We start from the raw sequence: 16,120 nt of genomic DNA, 5'->3' as shown, positions 1-16,120 counted from the left end.
ACAATGACGCAAAGTGTAGATAAAAACGCACAGTCCGAACGCATAGCGGAACTTTTTAAAAGCTTCTTTCCCGCAGGCGAGATCGGTAGCTTTGTGAATGGTGAGATTATCACTGGAAATGGCGCTGAGCAGAACCTGACTGATCCGGCGACGGGCAAAGTCTTTGCATCTTACAAAGATGCAGATCAATCGGTTATTGATGCCGCAATGGAGAGTGCTGCGCGCGCGCAAAAGGAATGGATGGCTCTGACGGCTTCCGGTCGCGGTCGCGTGATGAACGAGATTGCCCGGCATATCCGCGAGCATGCGCAGCGCATTGCGGAAATCGAAAGCCGCTCTGCCGGACGCCCCATTCGCGATATTCGCGGTGAGGCTGTTCGCGTTGCCGAAATGTTCGAATATTATGCAGGCTGGTGCGATAAGCTTTACGGCGATGTTATTCCTGTGCCGAGCAGCCACCTTAACTATACACGACACGAACCAATCGGCGTTGTGACGCAAATCACCCCATGGAATGCGCCATTGTTTACCGGTGGCTGGCAGATCGCGCCTGCTATCTGCGCAGGAAATGCCGTCGTCATTAAACCATCAGAACTCACACCGCTGTCCACGCTTATCCTTGGCCTGATGTGTGAACAGGGCGGTGCACCGCGCGGTTTGGTCAATGTAATCGCGGGCAATGGGCCAACAGCGGGGCAAGCTGCGATTTCGCATCCGCGAACCGGACTTGTGGTCTTTGTCGGTTCGGCTCAGGCCGGTTCGGCCATTGCTGCTTCTGCTGCAAAGAACGTGGTTCCCTGTATTCTTGAGCTTGGCGGCAAATCCGGGAACATCGTGTTTCCAGATGCAAATATCGAGCGTGCGATTATCGGTGCACAATCGGCTATCTTCAGTGGTGCAGGACAAAGCTGCGTCTCTGGTTCGCGCTTGCTCGTGCATCGTTCGATCCATCAGGAATTTGTTGAGCGCTATGCCAAGGCAGCAAACCGCATCGTTGTCGGCGATCCTTATGATGATAATTCACAAATCGGTCCGATCAACAATGCAAAGCAATGGTCAAAGATCGACCAGATGGTTCGCGACGGTGTTGCAGATGGGGCCGTATTGGCAGCGGGCGGCAAGAAGCCGGAAGCACTTGAAGAAACCGGCGGATATTATTATGCGCCGACAATTCTCGATCAGGTTGATCCTGCAATGAATATCGCAAAGGAAGAAGTCTTCGGCCCTGTCGTGGCTGTTATGCCATTTGATGACGAAGCCGAAGCCGTCGCGCTTGCCAATGATAATCCGTATGGTCTTGCGGGCGCGGTATGGACCGAAAATGTTGCACGCGCGCATCGCGTTGCTGCAAATGTGCGTGCCGGTACGTTCTGGATCAACGGCTATAAGACCATTTCTGTTATGTCCCCGTTCGGCGGCTTTGGGCGCAGCGGTTATGGCCGCTCCAGTGGTAAGGATGCGTTGATGGCTTACACGCAAGCAAAGAGCATCTGGGTTGAAACGGCAGAAAACCCCGCCGTGACATTCGGATACTCTCCAGAAGCCTGATCGGCGAAAGCAGGGAAGAAAAACTCTGTGTTTAACGCTGAGAGCGCCGATCCGATCAGATCGGCGCTCTCAGGTCTTTGATTGGAAGCAGAACTTATCAATTCCAGCTTCCATGCGCCGCTTACCCCCGCTCCGTCAGGCGCGACGCGTGCCTGACGATACAATGTCAAGATAGACGGCCAGCACCAGAATGCTGCCTTTGATGATCTGCTGCCAGAATGTATCAACGCCGAGCATCGACATGCCATTGTCGAGGCTCGACATGATGAGCGCACCGACCAGCGCACCAATGACTGATCCCACGCCACCACGCATGGATGTACCGCCGATAAAGCACGATGCAATCGCATCAAGTTCGCCACCGAAACCCGCCGATGGCGTACCGGCTGCAAGACGCGCTGTTGTGGTCAGCCCTGCGACAGCCGCCATCAGCCCCATCAGCGCAAACACAGCCATTTTGACAAAATTCACATTAACGCCAGAGAAGCGCGTTGCTTCGAGATTTGAGCCAACCGCATAAATATGCCGGCCAAAAACCGTCTGTCGCGAAATGATTGTGAAAACACCCAGAATGACCAGCAACACCAGAACCGGAAATGGAACGCCCTGATAGCTGTTGAGCACCAGAATGAAACCAAGGATCAGGATACCTGTACCGATCAGGCGTGCAATCTCCATTGCCGGTGACAGCGTTTGCAGATTGTGCTTTCGCTTGCTGGCGCGCGTCCGCAGCGTGATCAATATAAGCACGGCGAACAAAGCCATCGCACAGACATTCCCAAACCATTCCGGCAGATAACCCTGCCCCAGATATTTGAAATCTGATGAGATCGGCGCAATCGTTACACCGCCCATAATGCCGAGCACGATGCCGCGGAAAACCAATTGTCCGCCGAGCGTAACGATAAAGGACGGAATGCCGAGATAAGCCGTCAGCCATCCATTAAAGCCGCCCAAAATCACGCCCAGAACCAGCACGGTGCTGATTGTTGCCCATAATGGCCAGCCATAAACCACATCGAGCACGGCTGCGATACCGCCCAGCAAGCCTAGCATAGCCCCGACAGAGAGGTCGATTTCACCCGCTACAATGACAAACACCATGGCGGAGGCCAGCATCCCGGTAATCGCCATCTGCCGTAGAAGATTGGAGAAATTACGCGCCGTCAGAAACTGCGACCGCCCCATTTCCGGGTCGTAAGTCATGATAGCAAAGAATGCCCAAATCAGCGCAACAACGATAAGAAGCGCCACGATCTTGTATTCTGCGAGAAATTTTCTGAGGCTTTTGCCTGTCAACGTCATGTCATGCACCGGTTAGATTGACTGCGGAATTAGACTTATAAAAACTAGGCCGCATTGGTTGCAGGCTTGCCAATTGCAGCGGCAAGAACCTTCTCCTGGGTGAGATTTTCATTCGGGAAATCGCCGCGCAATTTGCCCTCGCCAATCACGAGAACACGATCACTGATGCCAAGCACCTCCGGCATTTCGGATGAAACCATCAAAATGGATACGCCCTGTTTGGCGAGCTCGAATATAAGTTTATAAATTTCGTATTTTGCACCAACATCAACGCCGCGTGTTGGCTCATCAAGAATGAGAACCTTAGGATCAGGCAACATCATTTTTGAAAGCACTGCTTTCTGCTGATTGCCACCCGACAGCGAAGCAATTTCCAGCATCGGATCAGCCGTCTTCACTTTAAGGCGCAGAATTTCGCGCTGAATTGTTGCAAGCTCCGCCTCCTTGTCTATCAAAGCGCGCAGCGAAAACCGCTCAAGCACGGAAATCGTCATATTATGACCGACAGGCATGATCGGAAGAATTCCGTCGCGTTTGCGGTCTTCCGGCACCATGCAAATGCCCTGGCGCACCGCATCCCGCGGAGTTTTGATTTTGATTTCCCTCCCTTCGAGGAAAACCTTTCCTTCATGCGCACCCGGCCAGACGCCGAACAGACTTGAGACCAGCTCGGTGCGCCCTGCCCCGACAAGGCCCGCAATACCCAAAATCTCGCCTCGTCTCAGAGCGAAGGAAACATTATCAACCACCTTGCGCTCGGGATTGGTCACGTCCCAGCAACTGATATTCTGTGCTTCAAACACCACCTCACCAATGTCATGGGGCTCACGCGGAAAGAGGTTTTTCATCTCGCGTCCCACCATCATGGTGATAATGTCTGGCGTTGTAAGCTCGGCCATGGGGCGTGTCGCAATATGTGCGCCATCGCGAATAACTGTAACGGTGTCCGAAATTTCCGCCACTTCATCAAGCTTGTGAGAAATGTAAACACAAGCCATGCCCTGTTGTTTGAAGTCTTTGATCAGATCAAGCAGCACGCGCGTTTCAGAAGCAGTCAGCGCCGATGTCGGTTCGTCCAGGATCAGAAGTTTTGCGTTTTTGTTGATCGCTTTCGCAATCTCAATCAATTGCTGCTTGCCACCGGAATAATGATAAACGGGCAAAGCAACATTGATGTCGTTAATCTTGAGCCGTGCAAGCAGCTCTGCCGCACGCGCATTCATCTGGTCATAATCAATGAAGCCGCCAGTGGTGGGCTCAGACCCCAGAAAAATGTTTTCAGCCACCGAAAGATGGGGAACCATCATCAGTTCCTGATGGATAATGACGATGCCAGCAGCTTCCGTATCACGAATGCCAGTGGCTTTGAGTTCCTTGCCTTCCCAGAAAATCTGGCCGGTCCACGTGCCATAGGGATAGACCCCTGAAAGCACTTTCATCAGTGTGGACTTGCCTGCACCGTTCTCGCCGCACAGCCCGACACATTCTCCCGCGCGCACTTTCAGGTAAATGCCATCGAGCGCCTTCACGCCGTTGAACTCTTTACCGATATTTCGCATTTCCAGAAGGTATTCGGACATCAACAATGACCTTGCAGTAAATTTCAAAAACCTTGCTTTGCGCAAGCCAGTACCGACAACGCTGTCAAAGACAGGAGACCAGGAATGATCTTAAACTGGGTACCGCATATCTTTAATGCAGTACCCAGTCCGATAGTCTGCAATCAAACAGGCAGAAGAAAAGGCTTACTTTCCTTCGATCTGTTCCTTCGTGTAAAAGCCATCGGTTACATAAATATCGACATTATCTTTAGTGACAGCCGTTGGCGTCAGCAGGAGTGTGTCGACTTCCTTGGAACCATTATCGATTTTGCCATTGAATTCAGGCTTTTCATCACGAACGAGCTGAACCGTGAGCTTTGCTGCTTCTTCAGCAATCAGCTTGAGCGGCTTATAAACAGTCACGGTCTGTGTACCGTCAACCAGACGCTTTACAGCGGCCAGATCGCTGTCCTGACCCGACACAGCTGTCTTGCCTGCAAGGCCCTGTGCTGCGAGTGCCTGAATTGCACCACCAGCAGTACCGTCATTGGAAGCAACAACAGCGTCGATCTTGTTCTGGTTCGCAGTCAGCGCATTTTCCATGATGGAGAGCGCTTCTGTCGGGCTCCATTCTTTAACCCACTGCGAGCCGACGATCTTGACTTTGCCGGAATCGACTGCTTCCTTCAGCGCCTTTTCCTGGCCTGCACGCAGCAGCTTCGCATTGTTATCCGTTGGAGAACCGCCGAGCAGATAATAATTGCCTTCCGGCTTTTCCTTCAACACAGCTTCCGCCTGCATGTAACCAACGCGTTCATTGTCGAAGGAAATATAAGCGTCGATATCGGCGTTGAGGATCAGGCGATCATAAGAAAGAACCTTGATGCCCGAAGCCTTTGCATCCGCCACGACCGCATCGAAAACCTTTGAGTTCATTGGTACGATCACGATGGCATCAACGCCCTGCGAAATCAGGTTTTCAACCTGCTTAACCTGCTTTTCTTCATTGCCATCAGCCGACTGAACATTGACCTTGGCACCCAGCTTTTCCGCTGCCGCGATGAAATAATCACGGTCACGCGCCCAGCGCTCTACGCGCAGATCGTCAATAGAAAAACCGATAACCGGATTTTCAGGCGATGCAAAGGCGCTCGTGGTACCCATGGCACCGATACCGAGCGCTGCTGCGACAAGCGCGCCTGTCAAAAAATTACGACGTTTCATGCACGTTTCCTCCAATCACCGCCGGCTTGATGCCGGTTGATAAAAGACCTCGCCCCGAACGAACCCGCCCCCGGAGTCTGGCACGACAAGCGACCTCCGAAGAGGCCCTTCATTCTTTATCTGGCTGATCCTCCCACGGTGCAATGCACCAAGATCACCAAAGCAGGACCGTGCGCAAGCGCACGACCCCATCCTCAGGTGCAATTGATACGGAAACAAAAATGAATAGCAAGCATTTTTTGATTTACGTACCTCATTTTTGCTCATATGTTGCGCTCCGAGGAGTGAAAATGAAACCTACCGTGCATGATATAGCCAGAACTGCGGGCGTCAGTCTCGCCACGGTTGACCGTGTGCTGAACGACCGCCCCGGCGTAAGAGCGAAAACCCGCGAGCGTGTAACGGACGCGATGAACACGCTTGGCTATGTGCGTGATGTCAGCGCTGCCAATCTCGCACGCGGCAGGCTTTATCAGTTCGATTTCATTTTACCGGATAACGAAAACACCTTCATGCAAAGCCTGCGCAGCGAGCTTGAAGCGGCCACCGAGCGTGGATATTCCGAGCGGGTTCTGATCAATCTGGTGCTTATTCCGGCATTTGATGAAGCAGCTCTTGTGAAAGCGCTGGATGAAAGTGCTGAACGCAAACCCGATGGTGTGGCTTTTGTGGCCGTCGATACTGATCCGGTGCGTCAAGCATGTGAGAGACTGACCGAATCGGGCATCCATGCCGTCACGTTGGTGTCTGATCTTGGCGGTTCTTCGCGCGCGCATTATGTCGGCATCGATAATGTTGCAGCCGGACGCACGGCGGCGCGTTTGCTGGGTCTCTTTGCGAGCGGCACCGATGGCGCCATTGCGGTTATCGCTGGCTCGCTGAAAGTGCACGATCATCTGGCGCGTTTTGAGGGATTCAAAAGCGCGATGGCGACCGATTTTTCCGGGCGCGCGATCCTGCCGGTTCTCGAAGGTTTTGACGAAAGCGCGCGCGTTGAAAAACTTGCGCTTGATCTTCTCGCAAAACGCAAAGATCTGGCTGGAATTTATAGTTTGGGAGCCGGGAACAGCGGACTTGTCCGTGCGCTTGCAGCGTCACGCAATGACAATCGGCCTCTGGTCATCGCCCACGAGCGCGACAGCGTTACATCGCAGGCACTCGAAGACGGCCTCGTTCATGCCGTGCTTGCGCAGGACGCCGGTCATGAAATTCGCAGCGCCATTCGCATTCTTAAAGCCACTGCGGACCGCCTCGCCATTGTGCAGGGGCAGGAACATATCCGCATCGAAATTTTTCTCAAAGACAACCTGCCGCAGCTCGACTGAGGCGCAGACCAAACGGCAATTCAACTGGAGCAAATATGTATCTCGGGCTTGATCTTGGAACATCCGGCGTAAAGGCGCTTCTGATCGATGGCGAGCAGAAGCTTATCGGCTCCGCGCATGGTGAACTTGATGTTTCGCGTCCGCATCCGGGCTGGAGCGAGCAGGATCCAGCCCAATGGATCAAGGCTTGCGAAACGGCAATTGATGGCCTGCGCACAGCCCATCCAAAGGAATTTGCAGCCATTGCAGGCATTGGCCTTTCCGGTCAGATGCATGGCGCAACGCTGCTTGATGAAAACGATCAGGTGCTTCGCCCCTGCATTCTTTGGAATGACACCCGAAGCTATAAGGAAGCGTCAGAATTAGATGCTGATCCAGCCTTCCGTGCGATCACCGGCAACATCGTTTTTCCGGGTTTTACAGCGCCGAAACTCGTCTGGGTTGCGCGCAATGAGCCGGATATTTTTGCCCGTACCCGCATGGTTCTTTTGCCAAAAGATTATCTGCGCCTCTGGCTGACCGGCGAATATGTGTCCGACATGTCCGATTCCGCAGGCACAAGCTGGCTGGATACCGGCGCGCGAAAATGGTCGGCTGAACTTCTCTCGAAGACGGGTCTGACTGAAAGCCAGATGCCCAAGCTTGCCGAAGGCAGCGACGCGACTGGCATTTTGCGCGCGGAGCTGACTGCGCGCTGGGGAATTTCAAAGGCGCCTGTCGTTGCAGGCGGCGCAGGTGACAACGCGGCATCCGCATGTGGCATGGGGACGGTTCAACCCGGCAATGCTTTTGTTTCACTCGGCACATCAGGCGTGTTGTTTGCAGCCAATGGCGCTTATCAGCCCAAGCCTGAAAGTGCCGTCCACGCCTTCTGTCATGCGCTTCCCCACACTTGGCACCAGATGGGCGTTATCCTGTCAGCAGCCAGCGCGCTTGAGTGGTTTTCCCGCATCGCAGGCGCAACACCGCATGCGCTCGACACTGAGCTTGGCGACGCACTCAAAGCCCCTGGCAGCGTGACATTCCTGCCTTATCTTTCCGGCGAGCGCACGCCTTATAATGATGCAAAAATCCGTGGCGTTTTCAGCGGCCTTGAACATGAGACTGATCGCAAGGCTATGACGCAGGCAGTTCTTGAAGGCGTGGCCTTTGCCATCCGTGACAATCTTGTCGCCTTGCAATCGGCGGGCACACAGATCAAATCACTCATCGCTGTGGGTGGCGGTTCACGGTCCACCTACTGGCTTAAATCAATCGCAACGGCCTTGAATGTCCCCATTTCGCTGCCGGAAGAAGGCGACTTTGGCGCGGCATTTGGTGCGGCGCGCCTCGGGCTGATCGCTGCCAGTGGTGCTGATCCTTTCGCGATCTGCACGCCACCGCGCACAGCCCGCACCATCGAGCCCGAACAGGCGCTGCTTTCGTCCTATGACGAAGCCTATCAGCGCTATCACGCACTTTACCCCGCATTGCGTCCACTCGCTTAACAAGCAAGAGCACAGCACACTCACATCAACATTGGAGGAGCATGATGAGCACCGGATTTTTCGGCGACATCCAGAAAATACGTTACGAAGGACCAGACAGCGATAATCCGCTGGCGTTCCGCCACTACAACCCAGACGAAATCGTCCTTGGCAAGCGCCTCGAAGATCACCTGCGTTTTGCGGTCGCCTATTGGCACACATTCGCATGGGAAGGCGGCGATCCGTTCGGTGGGCGTACATTCGATCGCCCGTGGTATAAGGATGGTCTTGAAGCTGCAAAACTGAAAGCGGATGTGGCATTCGAATTCTTTTCGCTTCTCGGCGCGCCTTTCTATTGCTTCCACGATGCCGATGTGCGCCCGGAAGGCAATAACTTTGCCGAAAATACCCGCAACCTCGAAGCAATCGTCGATATCTTTGAAAAGAAGCAGGCTGAAACCGGCATCAAGCTTCTGTGGGGCACCGCCAATCTCTTCTCGCACCGCCGCTATATGTCAGGTGCGGCAACAAATCCCGACCCTGAAGTGTTCGCCTTCGCCGCTGCTACCGTCAAAACGTGTATGGATGCAACCAAGCGCCTTGGCGGTGATAATTATGTGCTTTGGGGCGGTCGCGAGGGTTATGAAACCCTGCTCAATACAGATCTCGGTCACGAGCTCGACAATATGGGCCGTTTCCTCAATCTGGTGGTTGAGTACAAGCACAAGATCGGCTTCAAGGGCACGATCCTGATTGAGCCAAAGCCGCAGGAGCCAACCAAGCATCAATATGATTATGATGTGGCAACGGTTTACGGCTTCCTCAAGCGCTATGGCCTTGAAAATGAAGTGAAGGTCAATATCGAACAGGGCCATGCCATCCTTGCAGGCCATTCGTTCGAGCATGAACTGGCACTGGCCCGCAGCCTCGGTATTCTCGGGTCTATCGATATGAACCGCAACGACTATCAGTCGGGCTGGGATACGGATCAGTTCCCGAACAATGTGCCGGAAATGGCGCTGGCCTATTATCAGGTTCTGCTCGACGGCGGCTTCAAGAATGGTGGCACCAATTTCGACGCCAAACTGCGCCGTCAGTCGCTTGATCCGCAGGATCTTCTGATCGGCCACATCGGCGGCATGGATTGCTGCGCACGCGGCCTCAAGGCTGCCGCTCGTATGCTGGAAGACGGCGCGCTGTCCAAGCCTCTCGATGAGCGTTATGCAGGATGGTCGAGCGATTTTGGCAAAAAGCTTGCAACGGGCCTATCGCTGGAGCAAATCACGTCAGAAGTCGAAGCAAAGGATATCAATCCGCAGCCAAAATCTGGCCGTCAGGAATATCTGGAAAACGTGGTCAACCGCTACGTTTAATCATACGCAAAACAGAAAACCCCGCTCAATGAGCGGGGTTTTCTTTTAAACTTCAAAAGACTTTCAGACACGCAAAGCTCTCTTTAGCTCTTTGATCCCTGCGGCTCTTGCAACACGACATTATGCGGTGTCCGGCAGGCCGCAAATCGATCAAGCTTCTGATCATAAGCGGACGTCTTTACCGCCATCATGCCGAGCACAGTATGAAACAGATTATCATGCGATGATGGCTCGCCCGCTGTCTTGCGCAGACAATCAAGATTGAGTCCCATATCCGCGACATAATCAGGCGCAAACCATGTAATGAAAGGAACATGCGTCTGCTGCGATGGCGCGATGAAATAGGGCGCGGCGTGAAGGTAAAGACCGTCTTCGCCAAGCGACTCGCCATGATCAGACATATAAATCATCGCGGGTGCAAGCTTGTCCTCATGCGCTTTGAGAAGATCGATGATCTCCGAGAGAATATGATCCGTATAGAGGATCGAATTGTCATAGGCGTTGACAATTTCTTCCCGCGAGCATTTTGCGAAATCATTCGAGCGGCAATCCGGCGTAAAACCTGCATATTCCGCCGGATAGCGGCGATAATAAGCCGGACCGTGACTGCCCGTCATATGCAGAACGATCGTCGTGTTTTGCGATATGTCATCCAGTGCCTTTGACAAATTATCGACCAGAATCTGATCAATGCATTCGCCGCCGTCGCAGTAACGCTTGTCTTGTGCACCCTGCAAATCAATGAGTTTGATCCGCTCGGCAACGCCCTTGCTGCCGGTATTATTCTCATACCAGCTCACGTCGACACCTGCATGTTTAAGCACGTCCATCAGGTTTTCCGAACCGCGAAATTTCGTATTGGAATAATCCTTGCGGGTGAAAGGCGAAAACATGCAAGGCACAGACACAGAGGTTTCCGTGCCACAACTCGTCGTATCGGTGAAGGCAATAACGTCGCGCTGCTTCAATTCAGGATTGGTTTCCCGCGCATAGCCATTGAGGCTGAAATTCTGCGCACGTGCTGTTTCGCCCACGACGACAACGGTGACAAGCTTTTTGCCTCCCGGCAATTGCGTCAGCGCCTGCCGCGCATCCAACCCAAGCGGCTCAATCACAATAGAGCGGTTTTTATATACATGCGATACATATTGGATCGTGCTGGCAATCGGTGTGCTTGGCATAAGCTTTTGCATGATATCAGCACCATGCTCACGAAACATCGATGAATAAGCCGCGTAATTCGTACCAATGATGACAAGCGATGCTATGACGCAACTTAGGATAACGCCTGTATTGACCAGCAATTTACCCAGAATGGGCCGATGTTTGACGCGAACCCATACGATGAATAAAGAAGGCACAACACCGTAAAGAAACATGTGCCACATAAAGCTTGGCGTAAGCAGTGCGCCGGATTCAGCCTGCGTTGTCGTCAGCGCCGCTTCAATGACATATTTATCGATAATTGTGCCAAAGGTATCTGTGAAGTAAGAACCGCCAGCCGCGACCAATATGAAAAATATCAGCATCGGCTTGATGACATATTTCGCGGAAAACAAAACAAAAAGTGCCACATAAAGCAGCAAAACAACGACGACTATGCCTGCAAGCCTGAGCGGTGAATCGGCATAAAAATTTCCGGCCGCGCGCCAGAACGATGTGTTTGTAAAAATGAGCACATAAAGTGCCGTTAAAAGGCACAGCGGTCCGCTGGCAATCACAGGACGGAATTTCTGCATGGTACACGCTTTCGAACGGTATTGAATTCGCGCACCCTACAGCGACGACCGAAAACTGGTTGGCTTTATCAGGCACATTTCGGACAAACATGAAATCAAGATGGCTTTTCTACGGCAGATGAGCTGTGTCATCCAACAAGCTTTGACGACATAGCAAAAACGCCGCCCAAAAGGACGGCGTTTTTTCGGTTTTATTTCATGTCAAAGACTGACCCATCCGCCATTTTTATTAGACGATCGCACGCAAGCGTCAATGAAGGCAACGCCCTTCACGCCATCATCGACAGTCGGATAGATCACCGCACTCTCAGGTTTTGTATTGTCGCGTCGCGCCTGAATAGCATTGGCAGCTTCACTGTAGATCGTCGCAAAAGCTTCAAGATAGCCTTCCGGATGACCGCTCGGAATACGCGTGACACGTGTTGCGGCATCCCCGACACCCGCACCACCACGGGTGATTAGGCGCTTCTGTTCACCAAACGGTGTAAACCACAGCCGGTTTGGATCTTCCTGCGCCCATTCAATGCCGCCTTTGGTGCCATAAACACGCAGCCGCAGCGCATTTTCATTGCCCGGTGCCACCTGACTGCACCAGAGCATACCCTTAGCACCACCTGCAAAACGCAGCATCACATGGGCATTATCGTCAAGACGACGCCCCGCAACAAAGCTATCGAGATCAGCCGCCAGGCTGTCCAGCGTCAGCCCGGTGACAAAGGATGCAAGGTTGAACGCATGGGTACCGATATCACCCGTTGCGCCACCAAGACCGGATTGCGCCGGATCGGTGCGCCAGACAGCCCCCTTGGCACCTGTTTCCTCAACCGCTTCGGTGAGCCAGTCCTGCGCATATTCCACCTGCACAACGCGCAGATCGCCAAGCTCACCATTAGCGATCATCTCACGCGCCTGACGAACCATCGGATAGCCGGTGTAATTATGCGTAAGCACAAACAATGCGCCGCTCTCATCGGCCACTTTCTTGAGCTTCTTTGCATCAGCCAAAGTCGAGGTCAGCGGCTTGTCGCAAATCACATGAATGCCGCGGCGCAGAAACTCCTTTGCCGCATCGTAATGCACGTGGTTTGGCGTCACGATCGCCACCGCTTCAATGCCATTCTTAAGGCGTGCTTCGCGGATCGCCATTTCCTTATAGCTTGAGTAAATACGATCTTCCGCAAGCCCAAGTTCGCGTCCCGAAACTTGTGCCTTTTCAGGCGAGGAGGACAATGCGCCGGCCACCAGTTCAAAGCGGTTATCGAGACGGGATGCCATACGATGCACACCGCCGATAAACGCACCGGCACCACCGCCAACCATACCCAAACGAATGCGTGGATTGGCGGTTTCTTTGGTTTTTGCTTCAATGGTCATCGTGTTTCCTCAAAGTCCGAGCATACGCCGGTTGGCTGCATCATCGGTTCCGCCAGCGGCAAAATCATCAAAGGCTTTTTCCGTCACGCGAATGATATGGTGTTTCACAAACTCCGCACCTTCACGCGCACCATCTTCAGGATGCTTGAGCGCACATTCCCACTCAACAACCGCCCAGCCATCGAAATCATTGGCAGCCATTTTCGAGAACACTGCGCCAAAATCAACCTGTCCGTCACCCAGCGAACGGAAACGGCCAGCGCGATTAACCCAGCCCTGATAACCGCCATAGACACCCTGCCGACCTGTCGGATTAAACTCGGCATCCTTGACGTGGAACATCTTGATACGGTCTTTGTAAATGTCGATATTGTCGAGATAATCCAGACATTGCAGCACATAATGCGACGGATCATAAAGCATGTTCGCACGCGGGTGGTTCTTCACCCGCTCAAGGAACATTTCAAACGTCACACCGTCATGCAGGTCTTCGCCCGGATGGATTTCGTAGCAGATGTCTACCCCATGCTCATCTGCATGATCAAGGATCGGTAACCAGCGGCGTGCCAATTCGTCAAAAGCAGTCTCAACCAGACCAGCGGGACGCTGCGGCCATGGGTAGATAAACGGCCACGCCAAAGCACCTGAGAATGTTGCATGAGCGCCAATGCCCAAATTGCGCGAGGCGCGGATGGCCATCTTCACCTGCTCAACCGCCCATGCCTGACGGGCTTTGGGATTACCGCGCACTTCCGGCACAGCAAAACCATCAAATGCTTCATCATAGGCCGGATGAACAGCAACAAGTTGACCTTGCAGATGGGTGGAAAGCTCTGTCACTTCCACGCCGTTTTCACGCGCGACACCGGCAAATTCGTCACAGTAATCTTTGGATTCGGAAGCCTTTTTAAGATCGATCAACTGGCTTGCCCAGGTCGGCACCTGCACACCCGCATAGCCCTTTTCCGCAGCCCATTTGGTAATGCCATCCCATGTATTAAATGGCGCTTCATCGCCAGCAAACTGCCCGAGAAAAATCCCCGGCCCCTTGATCGTTTTCATCAAAAGTCCTCCAAATCGAACGCAACTTTATTGAATTTGTGCAACCGCGCGCCCGTGAACCGGGCGCGCATTTGAATATTAGAACGGTGAATCCGGGAAGTAGAACTGCTCGGCATTGTCCTTGGTGATCAGTGTTGCATCGAGAATATACTCGCCGCTGACCGGAATCTGATCGTAGAAGTGACCGGCTGCCAGTTGCATGGCTGTTGAAACCATCGCAGGCGGATAAAGCACATCAACCGGCATGAGCTTGTCGCCGTCCATGACTTTCTTGATCATGTCCTTGGAACCCGCGCCACCGATAACATACTGAATATCATCACGATTGGCCTGTTTGATGGCCTCAAGCACACCAACTGCCATGTCGTCATCCTGACACCAGACGACATCGATCTTCGGATATTTGGTCAGGAAGTCCTGCATCACGCGGAAAGCATCATCGCGATTCCAGTTGCCATACTGGCGATCAAGGACCTTGACGTTGGAGCCTTCAATACCCTTGTCAAAGCCGTCCTGACGCTGCTGATCGATCGGGATCGGCATACCGCGAATGACCACAACCTGAGCATCGGGCATGTTTTTAGCGATATATTCGCCTGCAACCTGTCCGAGCGCCGGATTGTTGCCCGCGACGTAAAGATCGCGGATCGAATTGTCGTTATTGCTTGGCGCACGGTCAACAAGCGCAACAAAAGTACCCTTGTCCTTGATTTCCTTGATTGCATTGACCAGTGGATCAGGATCGGTCGGCAAGACGACAAGCCCATCAAGCCCCTGAACGGCAAGATCCTGCAACGCATTTGCCTGACTGGCAGCATCGGGCGATGTCTTGACGATCACGTTAAGCCCCGGATGCTCTTGCATCAAAAGCTTGGCCACACGATCCGCATGATAGACGACACCAGCGGTCCAGCCATGATCCGCAGCAGGAATCGAGACGCCGATCGTTACCTTCTTGTCCTGAGCGCTTGCCATGCCTGTGAAGGCCACAGCTCCCGCTGTCAAAGCAGCAAAAGCCAGACTTAAAAACTTTCCTCGCATTTTTTCCTCCCATGTGGTCGGGGGCTTTACCCTTTGTGACCGGACCGCCCCTTCAATCCTGTCAAACTTGTCATTCGGGGTGTGACATACCTGACATCGCACCCCGGCATTTCATCGTCGCGAGAGCGAGCGTTGCACCAACATAGCGATAATGATGATCGCACCTTGAATGGCGCCGATCAGATATTCGCTGATGAAGTTGGAAAGCAGCATGATATTACCGACGATTTCGAGAATGAAGGCGCCGCAGATCGTGCCCCAGACGCGCCCCACGCCACCGCGCAAAGCCGTACCGCCAACCACAACGGCTGTAATTGCCTGAAGCTCCCACAACATGCCGGTCGTGGCGGAAGTCGAACCCAGTCGTGGAACATAAAGCAAGACGGCGACAGCCACGCAAAGGCCCTGCACAACATAAGCAATGGTGCGAACGCGCCTGACAGAAATACCCGAATAGCGCGCGACATCTTCGCTGGAGCCGACCGCAATGACATGCCGTCCATAGCGCGTGCGATAGAGCACAAAGGCCGCAATTGCTGCCGTTACGAAAATCGCAATGACCGGAATTGGCACACCAAACACATCACCGAAATAAACAGGACGGTAAAGCGACTGGATCTCTGGATTGCGCAGCGTAATAGCCCCGCCCTGCGACAGCCATGTCGTCAGACCGCGATAGATGCCCATCGTGCCAAGTGTTGCGATAAAGGGCTCAATTCCGCCTAGAGTGGTGATCAATCCGTTGGTCAGCCCGCACAGCGCACCCACAACCACGGCCAAAAGCACGGCCGCGATCAACATCATCACCGGATCGGCAATAACGCCGCTATTCATGAACAAAATCATGATGCTGCCGACAAAGGCAGCCATGGCACCAACCGAGAGGTCAAGCCCTCCCGATGAGATGACATAAGTCGCGCCCAGCGCAATGATTGCGATGAAAGCACTGCGCGTTGCAACATTCAGCAAATTGTCGATGCTGATGAAATTCGGATTGGCAAGCGTTCCGAGAACAAGCAGCAAAAGCAGCGCAATAAAAGGCGCGATCGCCCTTAAATCCCAGTCTTTTGACGTCTTCGGCGCTTTGCTCTTGTCATTCACTACGTCAGTCATTCACTCCCC

General features: G+C 53.3%; 12 protein-coding genes. 4 read left to right on the top strand and 8 right to left on the bottom strand.

Annotation, left to right across the window (positions count from 1 at the left end):
- Positions 1-3 precede the first annotated feature (3 nt).
- On the top strand, positions 4-1,548 hold the full coding sequence (locus VBH83_RS06325; RefSeq protein ID WP_396996819.1) for an aldehyde dehydrogenase family protein: 1,545 nt from the start codon (positions 4-6) through the stop codon (positions 1,546-1,548).
- 135 nt (positions 1,549-1,683) lie between these two features.
- On the opposite strand, the gene VBH83_RS06320 is transcribed toward VBH83_RS06325, so the two are convergent.
- The 3 genes from VBH83_RS06320 to xylF all read right to left on the bottom strand — a co-directional run bounded on the left by VBH83_RS06320 (position 1,684) and on the right by xylF (position 5,618).
- Positions 1,684-2,853 carry a sugar ABC transporter permease gene (locus VBH83_RS06320; protein ID WP_265985097.1) on the bottom strand — a complete coding sequence of 390 codons (1,170 nt, stop codon included), beginning with the start codon at positions 2,851-2,853 and terminating at the stop codon, positions 1,684-1,686.
- Positions 2,854-2,897: 44 nt separating this feature from the next.
- A complete protein-coding gene (locus tag VBH83_RS06315; protein ID WP_265985096.1) occupies positions 2,898-4,433 on the bottom strand; it encodes a xylose ABC transporter ATP-binding protein in 1,536 nt (511 codons plus the stop codon).
- 165 nt (positions 4,434-4,598) lie between these two features.
- Positions 4,599-5,618, bottom strand: a complete 1,020-nt coding sequence (xylF, locus tag VBH83_RS06310) for a D-xylose ABC transporter substrate-binding protein (protein WP_396996817.1) — start codon at positions 5,616-5,618, stop codon at positions 4,599-4,601.
- Between the two features lie 290 nt (positions 5,619-5,908).
- Here xylF and VBH83_RS06305 point away from each other — a divergent pair, with 290 nt between their 5' ends.
- From VBH83_RS06305 to xylA, 3 genes are read left to right on the top strand one after another with little or no spacing between them, the layout of a single operon-like run.
- Positions 5,909-6,943: a LacI family DNA-binding transcriptional regulator gene (locus tag VBH83_RS06305; RefSeq protein ID WP_396996815.1), complete on the top strand. Its 1,035-nt coding sequence runs from the start codon at positions 5,909-5,911 to the stop codon at positions 6,941-6,943.
- A gap of 35 nt (positions 6,944-6,978) precedes the next feature.
- Positions 6,979-8,430, top strand: coding sequence for a xylulokinase (xylB, locus tag VBH83_RS06300; RefSeq protein WP_396996813.1), 1,452 nt, complete (start codon positions 6,979-6,981; stop codon positions 8,428-8,430).
- A gap of 44 nt (positions 8,431-8,474) precedes the next feature.
- Positions 8,475-9,782: a xylose isomerase gene (xylA, locus tag VBH83_RS06295; RefSeq protein WP_396996811.1), complete on the top strand. Its 1,308-nt coding sequence runs from the start codon at positions 8,475-8,477 to the stop codon at positions 9,780-9,782.
- Between the two features lie 83 nt (positions 9,783-9,865).
- Here xylA and VBH83_RS06290 read toward each other — a convergent pair whose 3' ends face one another.
- The 5 genes from VBH83_RS06290 to VBH83_RS06270 all read right to left on the bottom strand — a co-directional run bounded on the left by VBH83_RS06290 (position 9,866) and on the right by VBH83_RS06270 (position 16,111).
- A complete protein-coding gene (locus tag VBH83_RS06290) occupies positions 9,866-11,521 on the bottom strand; it encodes a phosphoethanolamine transferase (protein WP_396996809.1) in 1,656 nt (551 codons plus the stop codon).
- 201 nt (positions 11,522-11,722) lie between these two features.
- Positions 11,723-12,895 (bottom strand): Gfo/Idh/MocA family protein, encoded by a 1,173-nt coding sequence (locus VBH83_RS06285; protein ID WP_265985089.1) that lies wholly within the window; start codon positions 12,893-12,895, stop codon positions 11,723-11,725.
- 9 nt (positions 12,896-12,904) lie between these two features.
- Positions 12,905-13,957, bottom strand: coding sequence for a sugar phosphate isomerase/epimerase (locus tag VBH83_RS06280; protein ID WP_265985088.1), 1,053 nt, complete (start codon positions 13,955-13,957; stop codon positions 12,905-12,907).
- Positions 13,958-14,035: 78 nt separating this feature from the next.
- Positions 14,036-14,998, bottom strand: coding sequence for a substrate-binding domain-containing protein (locus VBH83_RS06275; RefSeq protein ID WP_396996806.1), 963 nt, complete (start codon positions 14,996-14,998; stop codon positions 14,036-14,038).
- Positions 14,999-15,109: 111 nt separating this feature from the next.
- A complete protein-coding gene (locus VBH83_RS06270) occupies positions 15,110-16,111 on the bottom strand; it encodes an ABC transporter permease (RefSeq protein WP_265985086.1) in 1,002 nt (333 codons plus the stop codon).
- Between the last annotated feature and the right edge of the window lie 9 nt (positions 16,112-16,120).

Origin of the sequence: Ochrobactrum sp. S1502_03 (assembly GCF_044435015.1) — a bacterium.
Classification (GTDB): Bacteria; Pseudomonadota; Alphaproteobacteria; order Rhizobiales; family Rhizobiaceae; genus Brucella; species Brucella chromiisoli.
The sequence above is the reverse complement of the archived record's forward strand: the minus strand, read 5'-3'. Positions and strand labels throughout refer to the sequence as shown.